This is a genomic window from Undibacterium paludis (genome assembly GCF_022568815.1).
GTDB lineage: Bacteria > Pseudomonadota > Gammaproteobacteria > Burkholderiales > Burkholderiaceae_D > Undibacterium.
Genome location: NZ_JAKZHX010000008.1, coordinates 72,443 through 91,462 on the forward strand (window position 1 = coordinate 72,443; position 19,020 = coordinate 91,462).

A 19,020-nucleotide genomic window follows, 5' to 3' on the forward strand; every position below is an offset into this window, starting at 1 on the left:
GTTTCTGGTGCTTGGGAGCGTTGCCCCTTTTTCTGCAACCTTCGCCCTCTTTATGTTGGCCGACCAAAAATCTGAGACCCCATTTTTGTTATTTCTCCCGGTTTTTGCGGCAGCCTTGGGGCAACGATAGCATCCGTACTCGTTAATGAATTTGTAAGCCCGGTTTCTCCATGGACTTGGCCGCATGAAAAACACAATCGAGCTGCTCTAGGCTATGATGCCTGCTAAGTCTTGAAAGTCTGTTGGGAATAATGAATGATGAATAAGAAATTCGTTGCTGTTGCAGCAATCCTGGGTGTTGCCTGTGCTGCGCTGGGTGCCGTGGTTGCCAATCAGCAATTGACACCCAAGCCGCCAGAAAACAAAGCGGTGGCACAACTGATGGCGCAGCAGTTGACTGACAGCAGCGGCAAGAAACAGGCATTATCACAATGGCAAGATAAGATGCTGGTCGTGAATTTCTGGGCAACCTGGTGCGCACCCTGTGTGCAGGAAATGCCTGAATTGTCAGCATTGCAAGTTGAATACAAGGGCAAGCCTGTGCAAATCCTCGGTATGGGGATAGACAGCCCGACGAATATCAGTGAATTTGCAAAAAAATATCAAATTAGCTACCCCCTGTTTGCAGCCGGCATGGAGGGCAGTGAGCTGTCGCGCCAATTGGGCAATAACGCCGGCGGTCTGCCGTTTACTATTCTGATTGGCCCTGGTGGCCGGGTCTTGAAAAACTACCTTGGCCGTCTGAAGATGGAAGAATTGCGTGCTGACATTGCCAAATTTTCTCTGGAAAAATAGAAGTAGTATCATTTTTCCTTGCCAATCTACGTCGAATGACGGCAAAATGCGGCCATCTTCGTCAAATTGAATGTGACTATGGCGCGCAAACTGCTGCTGCTCAATGGCCCCAATCTGAACCTGCTCGGCACGCGCGAGCCTGCTACCTATGGCGCCACTACCCTGGCCGAAATAGAGGCGGCAGCACAGGAGCAGGCAATAGCAGCTGGTGCAGAGTTGTCATTTTTTCAAAGTAATCATGAGGGCGCATTAATTGATCGCATACATGCTGCCCGTAATGAGCAAGTCGATGCTATCATCATCAACCCGGGCGGTCTGACGCATACCAGCGTCGCTTTGAGGGATGCCCTGGCTGCTGTTGCCATACCGTTTATTGAAGTACATCTATCCAATGTGCATCAAAGAGAGGCCTTCAGGCACCACTCTTTTTTGTCTGCGATTGCCAAGGGGGTCATTTGCGGCCTCGGTCCCGAAGGTTACCGCCTGGCGATTGACTTTTCTCTTAAAAATATTTAAATTCTCGCATCTCCGTTTAATTCGCTGATAATTTCAGCTTATTTCGTATATAATCCACCCATTGGCGGCATTGCCCAGATGTTGTTGTCCGGTATTGCGCGCCCCCGTTAATTCAGAACCACTTTTTTCAAGGGGATTCCACATGGATTTAAGAAAACTCAAGACCCTGATCGACCTCGTAGCAGAATCAGATATTGCAGAACTCGAAGTGACTGAAGGTGAAGGCAAGGTCCGTATCGTCAAATCTTCGGCAATGCCACAAAATCAGGTCGTCATGATGCAGCAGCCGCAGCACCAGCAAATGATGCCGGCAGCTGCCGCACCAGCGGCATCCGCCGCGCCCGTGGCAGCCGCACCTGTCGTGCCGGACGGCCACATCGTCAAATCCCCCATGGTTGGTACGTTCTACCGTTCTTCTGCCCCTGGCGCCGCCCCATTTGCTGATATTGGCAAAAGCGTCAATGCTGGCGACACCCTGTGCATTATTGAAGCGATGAAGCTGCTCAATGAAATTGAAAGCGACTTCACCGGCACGATCAAACAGATTCTGGTTGAAAATGGTCAGCCTGTTGAGTACGGCCAGCCACTGTTCGTGATTGGCTGATCCAGGCTCGCGTGTGCAACCTGGCTACTCACTACCCGTGCTGAGGGCAAACAGTACTGAACCGGGTTTGTTGCTCACGCAATTGCAACCATTGCCACCGCAAAGTTAAATCATGTTTGAAAAAATTCTTATCGCCAATCGTGGTGAAATCGCGCTACGCATTCAGCGCGCCTGCCGCGAGATGGGTATCAAAACCGTGGTCGTGCACTCTGAAGCTGACCGTGAAGCAAAATATGTGAAGCTGGCCGACGAATCTGTTTGCATAGGCCCGGCTCCGTCGAATCTGAGTTACCTGAGCATGCCGGCCATTATCAGTGCCGCTGAAGTCACCGACGCCCAGGCGATTCACCCTGGCTATGGCTTCCTGTCAGAAAATGCCGACTTCGCCGAGCGCGTAGAGCAATCCGGTTTCGTCTTCATCGGCCCGCGTGCTGAATCGATACGCATGATGGGCGACAAGGTGTCGGCCAAGCATGCCATGATCAAGGCGGGTGTACCTTGCGTACCTGGTTCTGAGGGGGCGTTGCCGGACGACCCCAAAGCCATCGTGCAGACTGCCCGCAAGGTCGGTTATCCCGTCATCATCAAGGCTGCTGGCGGCGGCGGTGGTCGTGGCATGCGTGTCGTGCATACTGAGGCCGCTTTGCTGAACGCCGTCACCATGACCAAGACTGAAGCCGGTGCTGCCTTTGGCAACCCGGAAGTCTATATGGAAAAATTCCTGGAAAACCCGCGTCACGTGGAAATCCAGATCCTGGCTGACCAGCATGGCAATGCCATCTGGCTCGGCGAGCGCGACTGCTCCATGCAGCGTCGCCATCAAAAAGTCATCGAAGAAGCACCGGCACCTGGCATCCCCCGCAAGATCATAGAAAAAATCGGTGATCGCTGTGCTGCTGCCTGCCGCAAGATCGGTTATCGCGGTGCGGGTACGTTTGAATTCCTGTACGAAAACGGCGAGTTCTATTTCATCGAAATGAATACCCGCGTGCAGGTGGAACATCCGGTCACGGAAATGATTACCGGTGTCGACATCGTGCAGGAGCAGATACGCATCGCCTTCAATGAAAAGCTGCGCTTCAAGCAGACCGATATCATGCTCAAGGGCCATGCCATCGAGTGCCGTATCAATGCGGAAGACCCGTTCAAGTTTGTGCCTTCGCCTGGTCGTATCACCTCATGGCATACGCCGGGCGGCCCTGGCATACGCGTGGATTCGCATGCTTACGCCGGTTATTTCGTCCCGCCAAATTATGATTCCATGATAGGCAAGGTCATTGCCTATGGCGAAACCCGCGAACAGGCAATCCGTCGCATGCAGATCGCCTTGTCAGAGATGGTGGTTGAAGGCATACAGACCAATATCCCGCTGCACCGCGAGTTGATGATAGACGCCCGCTTTATTGAAGGTGGTACGAATATTCACTACCTTGAGCATAAGCTTGCAGACATGCCGGAGTTGTCGAAGAAGTCGAAGTAATTTGAAGTAAAGACCTCTTCAACACAGAGACACAGAAGGGCTCAGAGGGGCACAGAGAAAAGCCTTGAAAGTCCTTAAAGTAGTTGGTTGGCTTATCTCGTAGATTAGGCTCAGATTGCAGGTTGGGCCGGGCCTAGCTAGGCTTCACCAGCCTAGCGAGGCCCGGCTCAACACTCGGCATTTAAATAACGTATTCGTTTATTAAGGCGCGACCGGCGAAGTTGAAAAAGCACAGAGAAAACACCTGTTTTTCCCTGTGCTTTTGGCTTTGTTATGAAGCCACTGTGTTAAGCTTTTCACTATTGAGAAGTGTTAGTACATTAAATAAGTACCGTATACCCAAAGTGTTAGGGCGCACAGTGTTGATATTGAAGATGAATTTGTTTTCTCTTGGTTTTCTCTGTGGCTCTGTGGTGAGCATTTTGGTCTTGAAGAAGTAATATCGCTGGATATAGAACGTAATAGAACGTAAGAAAGTAGCAATATGGGCTGGATAGAAATAGTCATAGAAGTGGCGCGTGAGCAGGCCGAGGCTTTGTCGGACGCTTTGATGGATGTGGGCGCCTTGTCGGTGTCGGTCGAAGATGCCGATGAAGGGACGGATGCCGAGCGCCCGCTGTTTGGTGAGCCTGGCATGGAACCTGACGAAGCTGCCTGGGACCGCAGCCGCGTGGTTGCGCTCGCGGATATCGATGCTGATCATGCTGAACTGGTGGCTGAAGCTGCCGCCGCCATTGGCCTTGCCGCCGTGCCAGCCTACATCACCCGCAATGTCGAAGAGCAGGACTGGGTGCGTCTGACGCAATCCCAGTTTGCCCCTATCCACATAGGCAAGAATATCTGGGTAGTACCTAGCTGGCATGATGCACCTGACGCCAATGCCCTGATCCTGGAGCTCGACCCCGGCCTGGCCTTTGGTACCGGCAGCCACCCAACTACCAAGCTGTGCATGGAATGGCTGGAAGCGCATGCACCCAAGGATTTGTCTGTACTCGACTATGGTTGCGGTTCCGGCATACTGGCCATGGTTGCCAGCAAACTAGGTGCGGCCAGTGTCGTCGGTGTGGACATCGATCCTCAGGCGATAGAATCGGCCAACTTCAATGCTGAGCGTAATCATTGCCAAATCGAGTACGCCTTGCCGGAAGGTTTTGGTGCTGCTCACCCGGTTTCAGAAAAATTTGACGTGGTCGTAGCGAATATCCTGTCCAGCCCGCTCAAGCTTATGGCACCGATGCTGGCTGGCCGTGTTGCACCTGGCGGTTCTTTGATACTATCGGGCGTACTGGCCAGGCAGGCAGAAGAAGTGGCGGCAGCCTACGCACCTTTCATCAAGCTTAGCGTCTGGGCTGAACATGAGGGCTGGGTCGCATTATCTGGCTCTTTGAGCAACTGAGGCGACTATGGCACTGGCGACCCGCTGCCCCCACTGTCAGACTGCCTTCAAGGTAGCCAATGATCAGTTGAAGCTGCATGCGGGGCTGGTGCGTTGCGGCTCTTGCCAGCGAACCTTTAATGCTGTTGAAAATCTCATTCCTGCTGACGCGCCAAAATCGTCGGCCCCTGTTTCCACCTCTGCCCAGGTTGCCAGCAAGCCTGTGCCGGTGACGCCAGCTGCGCCAGTAACACAATCAACACCAACGATGCCAGCTGCCAGGGCTGCCACAACCAACGCCGGCAGCGCGGCACCAGCGCCTGTGGCTGCAACCAAAGTCAGCCAGTCAACAGAGACGGTGGCAGACAGCAAATTGTCTGCAGCCATGACAGAAACCGGCTCGATTGCAAGCCCGGTCTCAGCCGCCAACTCAAGCACTGCGCCGGCCGTGACGGCATCGTCCGCGGCAAGCACGGCTGCGGCAAGCACGACTGCGGGTGCAACCGCAAGTACAACCACAAGTACAACCGCGAGTACAGCAATAGATGCGGCACAGGCTACCTCTGCGTCACCCATCATTGCGGAAGCTGCCAAACCAGCCCCTGTTGTCGATATGGCCGGAGCCGCTACAGTACAGCCTGTGACAAAGAATACGGTTGCCAGCGTCAGGCCGGCGACTGAAGTACTGGCAGCGATCAGCAAGGCAGAAAAAGAATTTGAAGCGGAAGCCTTCGACAAGCCCAGGTCTGTTACACCAGCACAGAATGCTGTTGCAACTGTGCCCGCACCAGACGTGACTGACAGTTCTGAATCAATGGTGGACAGCCTTGTCGTCAGCCCTGCCGTTGGCGCGGAAGCAAGGCTGAACTCGCGCGTCGAACCCAGGCTTGAACCTGCCATCACCAGTAGTTCCGCACTGGATTTTGATCTGGGCGATGGCGGGTTTTTACTGCCATCTGAAGAAATCAATGATGCCGACCTGGCCAGGGTGGAACTGGAAACCCGCGCTGCCCTGATGGACCCACCGACGGCAGACTGGTCGGTCAGTGACCAGCCAGAAGACCGGCAGCATGCTGCAGTTGACGAAGCTGCATCATCAACAGCCGCCAGCCAGGATGAAATACCTTTACCTGCCAGTGTCAATAAAGTCTGGCGGCACAAGGATCATGGTGATGCTCCTGAGCTTGATGGCGCCGATTCCATCGCCGACGAAGCGCCTCATCAGGAAGCATATATAGGCGAAGAAGAAGCTGCCCTGGCAAATCATGCCGCTATCAACGAAGATTCCAGCAGCGATGCCGAAGAAGAGCACAAACCCGGCTTTGTCATCCAGGCAGAAAAACAGCGTGCGCGCAAACGCATGGCAACGATTTTTTACAGCCTGATGCTGCTACTGCTGTTGCCAGCCTTGCTGGCGCAGTCTGCCTATGTATTACGCAACCAGCTGGCCGTCAGGGTGCCGGAAACCAGGCCGTATTTGCAGGATGCCTGCAAATTCTTATCATGTCAGGTGAGTTTGCCGGCACAGATAGAAAAGATCGTCATCGATTCGAATGAATTGCAGAGCTTAGCGCCTGAACGCAATGTCTTCATGCTGGTGATGCAATTACAAAATCAAAGTGATGTGACGCAGGCCTGGCCGCATATTGAACTGGTCTTGAATGACGTCAAGGAAAAGCCCTTGTTACAGCGTGCTTTCAAGCCAGAAGACTATCTGGCAGAAAAAGACAAGCTGGCCAAGGGATTTGCCGCCGGTGGTGAACAGAATATCAAACTGTATTTTGAATTGCCCACGTTGAAAGCAGCCGGTTTCCATGTCGGGATCTTTTATCCCTGAATCTGCGTTATTTTTTTGGGGTGCATGAAAAATACCCCCAGTCTTGCCAATATTTAGCAATGCATATCCAAACCGATGCAGACCTGTGCCTGCCAACCATTCCACTGACGCAATATCAGGACTGGTCGCATCATGACGGTGCTCGCATGCCCGTCAGTGACATCGCTACTGTTGCCAGCATACACAACAATGTCGTTGTACCTGAATGGCAAAACATCACGTTCACCGGTAAAGGCAGAGAATATTTTCGTATCTGGATCGTCAATCTTTGCCTGAGCCTGGCAACACTGGGTATTTACTCCGCCTGGGCCAAGGTCAGGCGTTTGCAGTATTTTGACCGCAATACCAGCCTCGCCGGTGCAGGCTTCAATTTTCATGGCGACCCCAGGACAATTTTGCGTGGCCGCATTGTTGCTGTCATTTTGCTGTTCTGTTATCACTACCTGTTCACTTTTTCCAAAAGCCTGGCGCTGACTTTTTTTGTCGTGTTTTTGCTTGGCGTGCCGATCATGATGCGCAGCGCCCTGCGTTTTCGCTTGCGGCAAACCAGTTACCGTGGCTTGCGCTTTCATTTTGATGGCTCGCCTGGAGGCGCCTACCGTGCGTATTTGCCAGTGGCCTTTGTCGTCTTGCTGCCCGGCCTGGCAGGAGTCCTGAACCCTAAAAAACCTGAACTGGTGACGCTGGCGTTTGCTGCCTACCTGGCCTGGCCCTGGCTGCATGCCAGAATGCGCATCTACCAGCACGGCAATATCCGCTTTGGTCAATTACATTCAGCGTGTGACATGAAGGGTGGGGCATTGGGCTGGTCTTATTTTGCCGTGGTGCTGGCGCTGTTTTGCGTTGGAGTACTGTTTTTCTTTGCCATGGGTTTTGGCAAGGTCATCATGGAAAAACAGGCGCCGGGTTTGTGGCGCAGTCTGAAGAATGCGGCTGACTGGGTTTTTGTATTGATCGCAATAGCCGCAACACTGGCTGGCGTACTGGTGGCGCTGGCTTGTGTCAGTTATATCCAGGCTGCAGCCTGGAACAAGTCATGGGATGCCACCAGTTTCCCTGGTATGGACATTGACTCCTCATTGCCATACTGGCCTTACTGGCGTTTGCAGGTCAGGAATTTTTTCTTTACGGTATTCAGTGCCGGCCTGTACCGGCCCTTTGCCGTGGTCGCCCTTTACCAGTTCCGCCTCCGACATGTACGTTTTCGTACCCTGGAACTTGACCAGGTCAGTGCAGTACAGGCGGGTGGGGAGATGCAGGCGACTGGCGACAGCTCGGCTGATCTGTTTGGTTTTGATCTGTCCTGGTAAGGCATGGTGAGACGATGAGTGAAACCATGATACCGGCCAATTTTTTTGATCATCGCCAAAGCCGCATGCAAAGCATTCAGCTGAGTCTGCAGCCAGACATGCTTGAGGTCATTTTTGAAGGTAACTCCTACCCTGTACACAAGCAGACGCTGAGGCTGGAGGAGCCATTCGAGCATGCACCCTGCATACTGAACTTCAGTGACGGCAGTCATTGCGAGATTCACGATGCACAGGACAAACAGGCCCTGCTCGATTATCTTGACTATCGTCACAACCTTGTGGAGCGCTGGCAAAAGAAATGGTATTGGGCCTTGCTGTCCATTGTCTTGATGATAGGTATGCTGGCTGCGGCACGACAGTGGGGCATACCCATTGTGGCAGATAAAATCGCCGCCCGCCTGCCAGTCAGTTATGAACGTGCTCTTGGCGGCGACATCATGAAGGTGCTCGATGAAACCATGCTGCGCCCGAGCCGGCTCAGTGACCAGCGCATTGCCCAGGCAGAAGAGATAATACGCCGCCTGCGCCCTGCCAGCACACGTGTACCTATCCATCTGGAAGTCCGTTCTGGTGCGCGCATAGGAGCGAATGCCTTTGCCCTGCCCGGTGGCACCGTTGTCGTTACCGATGAAATGATATTGCTGATCACCGGCCAGAGCGGTAATGAGCTGACGGGCGTACTGGCAGAGGAGCTGGCAGCGGTCCTGGCCCATGAAATAGGTCACGTCCAGGGTAATCATGGCATGCGTCGCCTGGTACGTGACGGCATGGTTACCGTCATCGCCGGCAGTCTGTTCTCTGATTTCAGCTCCGTTGTCACTCTCGCATCTGCGGGCATCGTGAACCGGGAGTTTTCACGCGAGATGGAGGTCGAGGCAGACAGTTATGCCATAGACCGGCTCAGACAGGTCAATATTTCACCGGCACGCCTGGCGGATGTGTTGCAACAAATGGAACATGTGCATCAAAGAGCAAACGGAGCATCTTCGCGCAGCAGGATAGGCCAGTACATATCGAGCCACCCGGCGACCGAAGACAGGATTGCACGCTTCAGGGCTGCAGCAAAACAATAAGGCTGGTTAGAAGTCATGGTTTTGACGTTGCGATCCATGCAAGGCTTTGCGATGGCGACAGAAACTGTGTTTGTCGCCTTGCCGATGGTAAATTTGTCAGTTCACTCGTACAAAAGGTCAGGGGGGTATCCTTGGTTCACGCTTCCGGTTCAGCGGCTTCTGCCTCTGCCATGATGGCCCGCAAGCCTGCCGCATTGGCTCGTTCGGCATTCTTGCCGTGGCCGCTGCGTATGGCGTCCTGATCATGCAGGACCAGGTGCACACCTTCATTTCTGTACATGAAACTCAGGGTTTCCACACTTTCATTGCGATTATTGAAACTCTCGGACACTTCAAACTGCACATCCTTGTTCAATAAGTAAATAGCAACTTCCTTGGTGTTGTCTGCATACAGATGCAGGTGGATGTCAGAATGATTACCGGCAGTGCCATTCAGGACTGCGCCGACAAGATAAGGATTGAAACGCTCCAGTTCTTCCATCAATTCCAGTGCCAGTTGCCTTAAGAGCAAGAGACGCTGTGGCTGTGTGTCGCCAAAGAATAATTCATTGTATTCGCGGACTTCCTGCTCTATCTGTGCATTGTCAGGCAAGACATCGCCCTTGATTTTCTGGTTGCCCAGCAACTGTTTGGCTGCCTTGCGCTTGGCCGAGGCATAGTCGGCTCCGTCTTCGGCGATCATGCGCGCCGCCAGAGCGGCAATTTCAGCCCGCAGGCTTTCTGCTTCATTAGGTGTATGGATCATCATGGGGTAATCATAACTGAAACCTGGGGTAAATCCAAAAAACAAGACCTCTCAACACAGAGACACAGAGGTAACTCAGAGTTCGCAGAGAAAGGAGGGGAATAAAAAAGATAATATGACCAATATTCTGTGATTTCCTCCTGCTTTTTTCTGTGGTGCAGCTGAGGTTTCCAGGTAGTACCCCTCGCCTGGGTAGCGAAGACTGCCTGCCAGCAGCCTTTCCTTTCCCGTACCTCTGTGGCGAGCTGTTTTAAGAACACTGCTTACCAGGGCGTCTCTCAGGTAGAATTGCGGGATTCTGGAATTTGGTTCAATTATGCATATTCATATCTTAGGTATCTGCGGCACTTTCATGGGTGGCCTGGCCGTGCTGGCTAAAGAAGCAGGTCATACAGTGACGGGCTGTGATGCCAATGTCTATCCTCCCATGAGCACCCAGCTTGAATCCCAGGGCATCAGCCTGACCCAGGGTTTCGGGGCCGAGCAGATAGCACTGGAGCCGGATCTGTATGTGATAGGCAATGTCGTCTCGCGCGGCAACCCTTTGATGGAAGAAATCCTTAACCGTGGTCTGCCTTATGTGTCTGGCCCGCAATGGATGGGTGAGCATATCCTGCGTGACAAGTGGGTATTGGCTGTTGCGGGCACCCATGGCAAAACCACCACATCGGCCATGCTGGCCTGGATACTCGAATATGCCGGTTACGCGCCGGGCTTTCTGATCGGTGGCGTGCCGCTCAATTTTGGCATTTCTGCCCGCCTGTGGGGGAGCCACGCTTCTGATTTTTTTGTCATCGAGGCAGATGAATATGACACGGCCTTCTTTGACAAGCGTAGCAAGTTTGTACACTACCATGCCAAGACGGCGGTACTAAACAATCTTGAATATGATCATGCAGACATCTTCCCCGATGTGGCGGCGATAGAAACACAGTTCCATCACCTGGTGCGTACCGTACCTGGTGTAGGCCGCCTGGTCGTCAACGGCGATAATGTCTCGCTGGAGCGTGTCCTGAAACGCGGCTGCTGGAGCGAAAAAGAATTCTTTGGCAAGAATCAGGCATGGCGTTTCGTCATGCAGGATGGCGAAGACTTTGATGTCTATTTCAATGATCAGTTGCAAGGCCGGGTACACTGGAAACTCAATGGTGAACATAACCGCCAGAATGCGCTGGCCGCGATTGCCGCGGCCCGCCATGTCGGCGTTACGCCAGAAATTGCGATAGAGGCCCTGGCCCAGTTTGTCAGCGTCAAGCGCCGCATGGAAGTGCGCGGTGTCGCTGATGGTGTTACTGTCATCGATGATTTTGCCCATCATCCTACCGCCGTTGCGACAACCGTAGAAGGTTTGCGCCACAAAGTCGGTAATGCCCGCATCCTGGCCGTGCTTGAACCACGTTCAAACACCATGAAGCTCGGCACCATGAAACAAGCCTTGCCCGGCAGCCTGGAACAGGCTGACCTGGTATTTGGTTTTGGCGAAGCCGAAGGCAAATCTGCACTGGGTTGGGATCTGGCGGAAGCATTGATGCCTTTGGGTGACAAGGTTGCCTGCCACCACAAACTGGATGAACTGGTGCAGGACATTGTCAGCAAAGCGCAGGCCGGTGACCAGGTGCTAATCATGAGCAATGGTGGCTTTGGCGGCATCCATCAAAAACTGCTGGATGCCTTGCAGACCCGCGCACAGCAAGCTGGCAGACAGGTGATTGCAGCATGATTCTCTACCTGCACGGCTTTCGGTCATCGCCTGATTCTTACAAGGCAAGGGTCATGCTTGCACATATGGCGAAGCTGGGCCGCAGCAATGAGATCGCCTGTCCAGACCTGTCACCCTCGCCAGCGCTGGCTATCCGGCAGGCCGAGGATCTGCTGGCAGGGCACAGGGCAGAAGATATCTGCATCATGGGGTCATCGCTGGGCGGCTATTATGCGACCTGGCTGGCAGAAAAATACGGCTGTAAAGCTATTTTGCTGAACCCCGCAGTCAAACCGCCGCGCGACCTGGAAAGCTATGTCGGTGTGACGACCTATTATCACAGCGATCGTGTGTTTGAATTCAGGGCCGGATATGTCGACGAATTGCGGGCCCTGGTGGTGGACAGGATAACTCAGCCTGAGCGTTACTTCCTGATCGCCGCAACCGGTGATGAAGTGCTGGACTGGCGCGAGATGGTCAGCCATTATCCGGGTGCAAAGCAATTCGTCATCGAAGGCAGCGATCACGGCATTGCCGAATTTGCTGATTATCTGGATATGGTCATGGCGTTCTGTGATGAAAAGAGCTGAATGGGAAACAAGGTTTTTGCCAGTGAATAAAACGATGCAGCGCCCGCGTGCAGCAACCTGGTATGACAATGTGAACGCTGTGCAGACCACCGCCCTGATGGCAGACTGGCTCAGCAACCGTGATTCACTGACCGCCAGGCTGGTGGCAAGATGCAACAAGTTTCGCGTGCAGCGTTTGTCGCAGCACAAGGCAGTCTGCCTGCAGGATGAATATGCTGCGATAGGTTTGCCGCGTGCCATGAAAGTTCATGAGCGCGAAGTCTTTCTGCGTTGTGATGGTGAAGCCATGGTGTATGGGCATACGATAGTGCCGCTGACAGCTACCGCCAATGAGTGGCCACTGTTCCATGCGCTTGGTGAAAAGTCCTTGGGCAGCACCCTGTTCAATGACCCGCTGGTGCGCCGTGGTGATTTGTCTTACGCCAGACTGCGCCGCAGCCACCCGCTGATACAGCGTATCGTGGCCAGGCAACCAGACCTGGCTACGGCAGACAGCATGTTGGCCCGACGGTCCTTGTTCTGGCGTAAGGGCGGGTGTTTGCAGGTGACGGAAGTGTTTTTGCCTGGGGTTGAGGGTTTGCGTTTGGTTCAGGTGTAAAACTACTAAGACCCCTCAACACAGAGGCACAGAGAAAGACAGGAAGGACGCAGAGAGAAAGAGGGTGTCGTATTAATGAAGCCATACTCTTAAGGTCGTCACTCCTGCGCAGGCAGGAATCCACCGGGCTGGCGACACCAGTGGCATTCATGGCGAATTGGTATAGCCAAAATGCAAGCAGCAATGTTTAAAACTCCTTCCCCTTGAAGGGGAGGACATAGAACAGGTATTTGAATGATTTTTCGCTTTGCTGATAAAGCAAAGTAACTATAAAACAGCAGACAACTTAACCAAAAGACGCAGAGTAAAAACAGAACCAGTAAATAACAAGGATTTTCTCTGTGTTAGCTCTGTACCTCCGTACCTCCGTGTTGAGCTTTTTGGTCTTAAAACATAAAGAAGTATTGAATGAATTTATTTTTTGAAGAATCAGGTGATTTCAAGGCTGGCAGCATCATGACGCATGCCGGTGAGGCTTATCAGGTCGAGATGGCCAGTGGCAAGCGTACCAAGGTCAAGGCCAAGGATGTGCTGTTGCAGTTTGCTGCACCTGATCCGGTCAGCCTGATCGAGCAGGCCAGGGCAGCTGCTGCAGAAATCGATCTCGAATTTTTATGGGAAGTCGCCGGCCAGGAAGAATTTGGTTTCGCTGAGCTCGGTGCCGAATACTTTGGCCATGCACCGCAACCGGTGGAAGCAGCCGGGTTGATACTGGCCCTGCACAATGCACCGATTTATTTCTACAAGAAAGGCCGTGGCCGCTACAAGGCAGCGCCCGAAGCATCGCTGAAGGCAGCACTGGCCGGTATAGAAAAGAAAAAACAGCAGGCACTGATACAGGCAGGCTATGTAGAGGAGCTCAAGCAAAACCGTTTGCCCGATGCGATGAAGTCGCTGGCTCTGCAACTCTTGTTCAAGCCCGACAAGAACAGCATCGAGTATAAGGCACTGGCGGAAGCCTGTGATGTCATGCAGATGTCACCGCAAAGGCTGATGCTGGCTGCTGGCGGCATCGCCAGTCCCAAGCACCTGCATCTGGCCAAATTCCATTACGAGCACTTCCCCAAAGGTGTCGGCTTTCCGGCGATTACCGTGCCAGCCTTGCCTGCGGATCTGCCGGTGGCGGATGTACAGGCCTTCTCCATCGATGACGTCACCACGACCGAGATTGATGACGCATTCTCTGTTGCTGATATTGGCAATGGCCAGCTGCGCGTCGGCATACACATTGCCGCACCAGCGCTTGGCATACAGCGGGGGGATGCCATAGACCAGATTGCCCGTGGCCGCATGTCCACCGTCTATATGCCAGGCGACAAGATCACCATGCTGCCCGATGAACTGGTCGAAACCTATACGCTGGGCGCAGGCCAGACCCGCCCGGCGCTGTCCTTGTATGCAACCCTCAATACCGAAGACTGGTCTGTCATCAGCACCGAGACCAAAGTAGAAGCCGTACCGATGGCCAGCAACCTGCGCCACAATGACCTCGATACGCTGGTGACTGAAGACAATCTCGCCAATGACGCCGGTGAGTATCCACACAAGGCAGACATCGCCCAATTGTGGAAATGGGCGTTGGTGCTGGAACAGGGGCGCATGGCCAAGCGCGAAAGCTTTGGCATGAAGCCGGAACAAAACAACCGTGTCGATTTCAATTTCTATGTCGAAGACGATGTGGTTTCCATCGTACGCCGCAAGCGCGGTGCACCGCTGGATAAGATCGTCGCTGAACTGATGATCTTTGCCAACAGCACCTGGGGCAAGCTCATGGCTGACCATGGTATCCCTGGCATCTACCGCGCCCAGGGCGTGGCCGGTGGTCGTGGCCCAGGCGGCTGGGCGGCACGCATGCAGGTGCGCATGCTGACCCATGCGGCGCCACATCAGGGCCTGGGTGTGGACCAGTATGCCTGGAGCACATCACCGCTGCGCCGCTATACTGATCTGGTTAACCAGTGGCAAATCATCGCCTGCGTGCAACACGGTGTGACTGCGCCGCTGGTGGCGCCATTCAAACCCAAGGACGCTGACCTGTTTGCCATCGTTTCCGGCTTTGATGCGGCTTATTCTGCCTATAATGATTTCCAGAACAATATGGAACGTTACTGGTGCCTGCGCTGGCTGGGGCAGGAAGAAAAACGCCAGGTCGAAGCTGTTGTTTTGAAGGACGAAGTCTTGCGTCTTGTCGATATACCACTCATCATTCGTCTGGCAGGCATGCCGCAGACGGCCCGTGGCGCACAGGTCAGGCTCGATATCCTGCGCTGGGATGAGGTTGATCTTACCGTTGAAGCGCGCCTGCTGGAATTGCTGTCCACTGTGACCGAACTCGATGAAGAAGAAATCGATGATGAAGAAAATACGGAAGTGACAGAAGATTTCAGTGATGCTGAACCTGTTCAGGAAGGCGAAACAGCCGAAGCAGGGGAAAAAGAGGATGCCAAGGATCAAGCTGCAGACCAAGCGGAACAACAGCCACAAGCAGAGTAATGAAAAGTCAGAGCAAAAAAAACAAACCTGCCAGACAGGTCTCACAAGAAAAATCGCCGGTTGAGCCGCATCAGGCCGAGACGGCAGGGCAAGCTGCGTCCGTCAGGTCAGATACGGTAAAACCGGCTGCAAGCAAGCCGGGTTCTTCTGCACCCGTCGTGTTTACATCAGCCGCAGAAGCTGCCAGGGCAGTGAAAAGACATGCCAGCAAATCCGTGTTTGACAGATTGATCTTCAGCACTGCCATCACAGCTTCACTGGTCCTGCATGCCACCGCCTTGCTCGTGCATTTTGTCATGCCCAAGACAGACGACATCAAACCGCGCGATGCCGACCTTGAAATCATCCTGGTCAATTCCAAACATGACAAACGCCCGTCGACGGCAGATGCCCTGGCCCAGGCTGATCTGGACGGTGGCGGCACACATGACAGTGGGCGCAGCAAATCCCCTTTGCCTGACATGCGCAAGAGTGAGGACGGTGACGCGGTGCAAACAAATACCCGCAAAATTGCCGAGCTTGAAGAGCAGCAAAAACAGCTGATGGACCAGGCCAAACTCAAGGAAAGCTTCCGTCAGGAAAAACAAGAAAAAAAACTGACGGACGACAAGGCCAAGCCAGCCACAGGCACAGACGATGTTGACACTACCAAGGCGCTGGCCCGTATGGCGGCAGAAATTTCGCAAACCATAGAAGACCAGAACAAGCGCCCACGCAAAACCTATATCACACCCAGCACCAAGCGCATAGAACACGCCATCTACTACAAGGCCGTGCAAAAGCGCATAGAAGATACCGGCACACTGAATTTCCCGCAAAAAGACGGTAAGAAGCTGTATGGTGAAATGTTTGTTTCCATCCCCATTTTCCAGGATGGCACCATTTATGAAAAAGAGGGCGGACCAAAGATAGAGGTATCGTCCGGTGACAAAGACCTTGATGCTGCGGCCTTGCGCATTGTTCGCCGCTCAGGGCCCTTCGGACATTATCCCAAGGCCAGCCTGGGGCCGGATGCGAATGAAGTCTTCGTGATGTTTGCGCGCTTCAAGTTCACCCGCGAACAGCAACTGGAAACCGAATTACGCAAGAGGCCAAGTTGAACCAGCAGCCAGCAGACCGCTATGTGGTCATCGGCAATCCGATTGCCCATAGTAAATCACCAGCCATCCATGCCCGCTTTGCCAAACTGACAGGGCAGCAGATCGATTACCAGCGCCTGCTTGCGCCGCTCGATAGTTTTGCCGATACCGTACGCGGGTTTATAGCTGACGGTGGCAAGGGGGCGAATGTCACCCTGCCATTCAAGTTGGAAGCTTTTGCCCTGGCGGATGAACTGAGTGAGCGCGCCAGGATGGCTGGCGCCGTCAATACCCTGAAATTTGCAGATGGCCGCATCTATGGCGACAATACAGACGGCATAGGCCTGGTGGCAGATATCACACGCAATGCCGGTATCAGTCTGGCTGGCAGGCGAGTACTCCTGCTCGGCGCAGGCGGTGCTGCTCGCGGCGCTTTGTTGCCGGTCCTGCAAGAGCGGCCGGCAGAATTATTCATTGCCAACCGGACCCTCGCCAAGGCTGAGGAACTGGTGGCAGAGGCAAAGGGCATCAGTGATTCGACCAGGTTGTGCGCCTGCCGCTTTGAAGACCTGGTGCAGACCATGGATGTGATCATCAATGCCACCTCGGCCAGCATCAATGATGAAGTGCCGCCGCTTGCCGCCACGCTGTTCGGTGCGCAGACATTGGCCTACGACATGATGTATGCGGCTGCACCGACTGCCTTCCTGCGCTTTGCTGCCGCCCATGGCGCGCAATGCCGTGACGGCCTGGGTATGCTGGTTGAACAGGCGGCTGAGGCCTTTGCCCTGTGGCGCGGCGTGCGACCAGCCAGTGAACTGGTGTTGGCGGAAATGCGGGCGGAAATACATGCAGCCACGCAGGTGGCAGGCTGATGAAAATCTTTGGCCGCATCCTGTTCTGGCTGGTACTTGTACCCTTGCTTATTTTCGTGCTGCTGCAAGCCTATTTCCTGGTGCAGATTTGGTGGTGGAAAGATCACAATCCCAGTTCGACTTCGTTCATGCGTCATCAACTTGATGTCTTGCAGGAAAAAAAGCCCGATTTCAAACTCCAGCACAAGTGGGTGCCGTATGATCGCATCTCCAACAACCTCAAGCGTGCCGTCATTGCCTCGGAAGATGACGGCTTTGTCGATCATGAGGGTGTGGAATGGGAAGCCATGCAAAAGGCTTATGAAAAAAATCAGAAAAAAGGCAAGGTCGTGGCGGGTGGTTCCACCATTACCCAGCAGCTCGCCAAAAACCTGTTTTTGTCTGCGGAGCGCAGTTATTTCCGCAAAGGTGAAGAATTGATCATCACCTACATGCTGGAACAGTGCATGGACAAAAAACGTATCTTGGAAATTTACCTCAATGTCGTAGAATGGGGAGTAGGTGTTTTTGGTGCAGAGGCGGCGGCCCAGCATTATTACCATATCAGTGCTGCCAACCTGGGAGCTGCGCAGGCGGCCAGACTGGCGGTGATGCTGCCCAAGCCACGATATTTTGATAAAAACCAAGGTTCAGGCTATTTGCAAAGACGCAGCGAAGTGATCTTGCAACGCATGGGCAACTCGGAACTACCATGAACTACAGTAATCAACGCGGTGTCAGCCTGGTTGGCGTGGCGATTTTTTCCATGTTGGTGGCTTCATTGGGCATGCTCTTTTTGTACTATATGCGCAATGGTCACCTGCCCATGCAGGACATGTGGGCACGCCTGGGCAAGTCTGCTGCTGTGGTCGGTAATGAGGTCAAAAATGCCACGGGTTTGCCGACGGGCAGCAGTGAAGGGCCGGGCATGCGTGAGGCGGCGACCACCAGGGAAGGCGTACGCCGTTGTAGCATTGATGGCAAGACCGTGTATTCAGACACTTTATGCCTGGATAGCAATCCCAGTACCAAAAAAGTCAAACTCAGTGATTCTGCCGGGATGGAGCCGCCCAGGGCAGCGGTTGCCAATGATAATGGCGGCAACGGTGCAACTACTGGGGCGGCAGGTATATCCGGCACCGCCAGTAACGAAGAACTCAAGAAAAAAATCATGGAACAGGCCATGGGCAAACCTGTATCAGCGTCCAGCGCTGCTGACGAAGAGCTGCGCCTGAAGTCCATGAACCGGGCGATAGACAAAGCAACACGCTAAGCCCTGGATTTCTGCACCTGGGCTATCAGTTCAACCACCTTGCGCGGTTCGGTAATCGTATCGAAAAAAGGACCCAGGTTGTTGCCAATCAACGGCATGCAGGCAAGTTTAGCGATTCCTGGGGCAGACGGGCTGAGCCTGCCAAAGTACACCGTGCCACTGCCATTCCTGGCTTCTTTATATTCAGGCTCGGGCAAATGTTGCATATACACTGATCTTTCAGTAAATCTTTGGCAACCCGGGATGACTATTATTCTTTTATCGGTGACGGCATACCAGGTCTTGGCACGCAACATGGCATCGTACACAAAACGGCCCAGCATCATGTAGGTGCTAAACAACAAAAAGGGTAGTGCGATCAAAATGAATTCCAGCTCGCCACCTGGGTACCAGGAATGTTCTGCCATGCTCAGTGCTTCATCGAAAATTAGCATGGTGGCTGGTAACACCACCATATCGCTCATGGTAAACATGATGCCTTGACGTGGTTGGCCAGACCAGAGCAGGCGTTCACCATCGATCAGGTATTGTGCGACAGCTTTCGGTACAGAATTCATGTTGCTGGTTTCATAAAAATTTTTGCACGATAAACTGAGAATACTCCTGATTCAGCATTGCCAGGGGTAAAAAAATTTGCATCTCCGCGAATCCAAATGGCGACATGCCGCCTCTTGATCTGTGCAGACATCCTGCTACACA

At 53.5% G+C, this 19,020-nt stretch carries 18 protein-coding genes; 16 read left to right on the forward strand and 2 right to left on the reverse strand.

The genetic code is table 11. From position 1 onward, the window contains the following. The first annotated feature begins 255 nt into the window (after positions 1–255). The 8 genes from LZ463_RS14540 (at position 256) to LZ463_RS14575 (ending at position 8,990) form a co-directional block, all read left to right on the forward strand. Entirely contained in the window at positions 256–795 is a 540-nt protein-coding gene (locus LZ463_RS14540) for a TlpA disulfide reductase family protein (protein WP_241456544.1), read from the forward strand. 78 nt (positions 796–873) lie between these two features. Further along, positions 874–1,311 (forward strand): type II 3-dehydroquinate dehydratase, encoded by a 438-nt coding sequence (gene aroQ, locus LZ463_RS14545; RefSeq protein WP_241456545.1) that lies wholly within the window; start codon positions 874–876, stop codon positions 1,309–1,311. A gap of 142 nt (positions 1,312–1,453) precedes the next feature. Further along, positions 1,454–1,915, forward strand: coding sequence for an acetyl-CoA carboxylase biotin carboxyl carrier protein (gene accB, locus LZ463_RS14550; protein WP_241456546.1), 462 nt, complete (start codon positions 1,454–1,456; stop codon positions 1,913–1,915). Between the two features lie 112 nt (positions 1,916–2,027). Next, the gene (accC, locus tag LZ463_RS14555; RefSeq protein WP_241456547.1) at positions 2,028–3,395 is read left to right on the forward strand and encodes an acetyl-CoA carboxylase biotin carboxylase subunit; all 1,368 of its coding nucleotides are present in this window, start codon (positions 2,028–2,030) and stop codon (positions 3,393–3,395) included. A gap of 484 nt (positions 3,396–3,879) precedes the next feature. Further along, positions 3,880–4,791, forward strand: a complete 912-nt coding sequence (gene prmA, locus LZ463_RS14560) for a 50S ribosomal protein L11 methyltransferase (protein ID WP_241456548.1) — start codon at positions 3,880–3,882, stop codon at positions 4,789–4,791. 7 nt (positions 4,792–4,798) lie between these two features. After that, complete coding sequence (locus LZ463_RS14565) at positions 4,799–6,607, forward strand: DUF3426 domain-containing protein (protein ID WP_241456549.1); 1,809 nt, start codon at positions 4,799–4,801, stop codon at positions 6,605–6,607. A 59-nt stretch (positions 6,608–6,666) separates the two neighbouring features. Continuing rightward, on the forward strand, positions 6,667–7,917 hold the full coding sequence (locus LZ463_RS14570) for a YjgN family protein (protein WP_241456550.1): 1,251 nt from the start codon (positions 6,667–6,669) through the stop codon (positions 7,915–7,917). A 14-nt stretch (positions 7,918–7,931) separates the two neighbouring features. Continuing rightward, positions 7,932–8,990 carry a M48 family metallopeptidase gene (locus LZ463_RS14575; RefSeq protein ID WP_241456551.1) on the forward strand — a complete coding sequence of 353 codons (1,059 nt, stop codon included), beginning with the start codon at positions 7,932–7,934 and terminating at the stop codon, positions 8,988–8,990. Between the two features lie 136 nt (positions 8,991–9,126). On the opposite strand, the gene LZ463_RS14580 is transcribed toward LZ463_RS14575, so the two are convergent. After that, positions 9,127–9,738, reverse strand: a complete 612-nt coding sequence (locus LZ463_RS14580) for a hypothetical protein (protein WP_241456552.1) — start codon at positions 9,736–9,738, stop codon at positions 9,127–9,129. A gap of 313 nt (positions 9,739–10,051) precedes the next feature. On the opposite strand from LZ463_RS14580, the gene mpl reads away from it, so the two are divergent. From mpl to LZ463_RS14620, 8 genes are all read left to right on the forward strand, one after another. Then, positions 10,052–11,455 carry a UDP-N-acetylmuramate:L-alanyl-gamma-D-glutamyl-meso-diaminopimelate ligase gene (mpl, locus tag LZ463_RS14585; protein ID WP_241456553.1) on the forward strand — a complete coding sequence of 468 codons (1,404 nt, stop codon included), beginning with the start codon at positions 10,052–10,054 and terminating at the stop codon, positions 11,453–11,455. Next, positions 11,452–12,024, forward strand: a complete 573-nt coding sequence (locus LZ463_RS14590; RefSeq protein ID WP_241456554.1) for a YqiA/YcfP family alpha/beta fold hydrolase — start codon at positions 11,452–11,454, stop codon at positions 12,022–12,024. The genes mpl and LZ463_RS14590 overlap by 4 nt, the downstream gene beginning before the upstream one ends. Positions 12,025–12,046: 22 nt before the next feature. Beyond that, on the forward strand, positions 12,047–12,622 hold the full coding sequence (locus tag LZ463_RS14595; protein ID WP_241456555.1) for a chorismate--pyruvate lyase family protein: 576 nt from the start codon (positions 12,047–12,049) through the stop codon (positions 12,620–12,622). Positions 12,623–13,030: 408 nt separating this feature from the next. Further along, positions 13,031–15,115 (forward strand): ribonuclease catalytic domain-containing protein, encoded by a 2,085-nt coding sequence (locus LZ463_RS14600; RefSeq protein WP_241456556.1) that lies wholly within the window; start codon positions 13,031–13,033, stop codon positions 15,113–15,115. Further along, complete coding sequence (locus tag LZ463_RS14605) at positions 15,115–16,215, forward strand: TonB C-terminal domain-containing protein (protein ID WP_347176271.1); 1,101 nt, start codon at positions 15,115–15,117, stop codon at positions 16,213–16,215. Before LZ463_RS14600 ends, LZ463_RS14605 begins: the two co-directional genes overlap by 1 nt. Next, positions 16,212–17,069 carry a shikimate dehydrogenase gene (gene aroE, locus LZ463_RS14610; protein WP_241456557.1) on the forward strand — a complete coding sequence of 286 codons (858 nt, stop codon included), beginning with the start codon at positions 16,212–16,214 and terminating at the stop codon, positions 17,067–17,069. The genes LZ463_RS14605 and aroE overlap by 4 nt, the downstream gene beginning before the upstream one ends. Then, positions 17,069–17,764 (forward strand): monofunctional biosynthetic peptidoglycan transglycosylase, encoded by a 696-nt coding sequence (gene mtgA, locus LZ463_RS14615; RefSeq protein ID WP_241456558.1) that lies wholly within the window; start codon positions 17,069–17,071, stop codon positions 17,762–17,764. The genes aroE and mtgA overlap by 1 nt, the downstream gene beginning before the upstream one ends. Further along, a complete protein-coding gene (locus tag LZ463_RS14620) occupies positions 17,761–18,321 on the forward strand; it encodes a hypothetical protein (protein ID WP_241456559.1) in 561 nt (186 codons plus the stop codon). The genes mtgA and LZ463_RS14620 overlap by 4 nt, the downstream gene beginning before the upstream one ends. Here LZ463_RS14620 and LZ463_RS14625 read toward each other — a convergent pair. Then, positions 18,318–18,878, reverse strand: coding sequence for a hypothetical protein (locus tag LZ463_RS14625; protein ID WP_241456560.1), 561 nt, complete (start codon positions 18,876–18,878; stop codon positions 18,318–18,320). The genes LZ463_RS14620 and LZ463_RS14625 overlap by 4 nt on opposite strands. Positions 18,879–19,020: the final 142 nt, after the last annotated feature.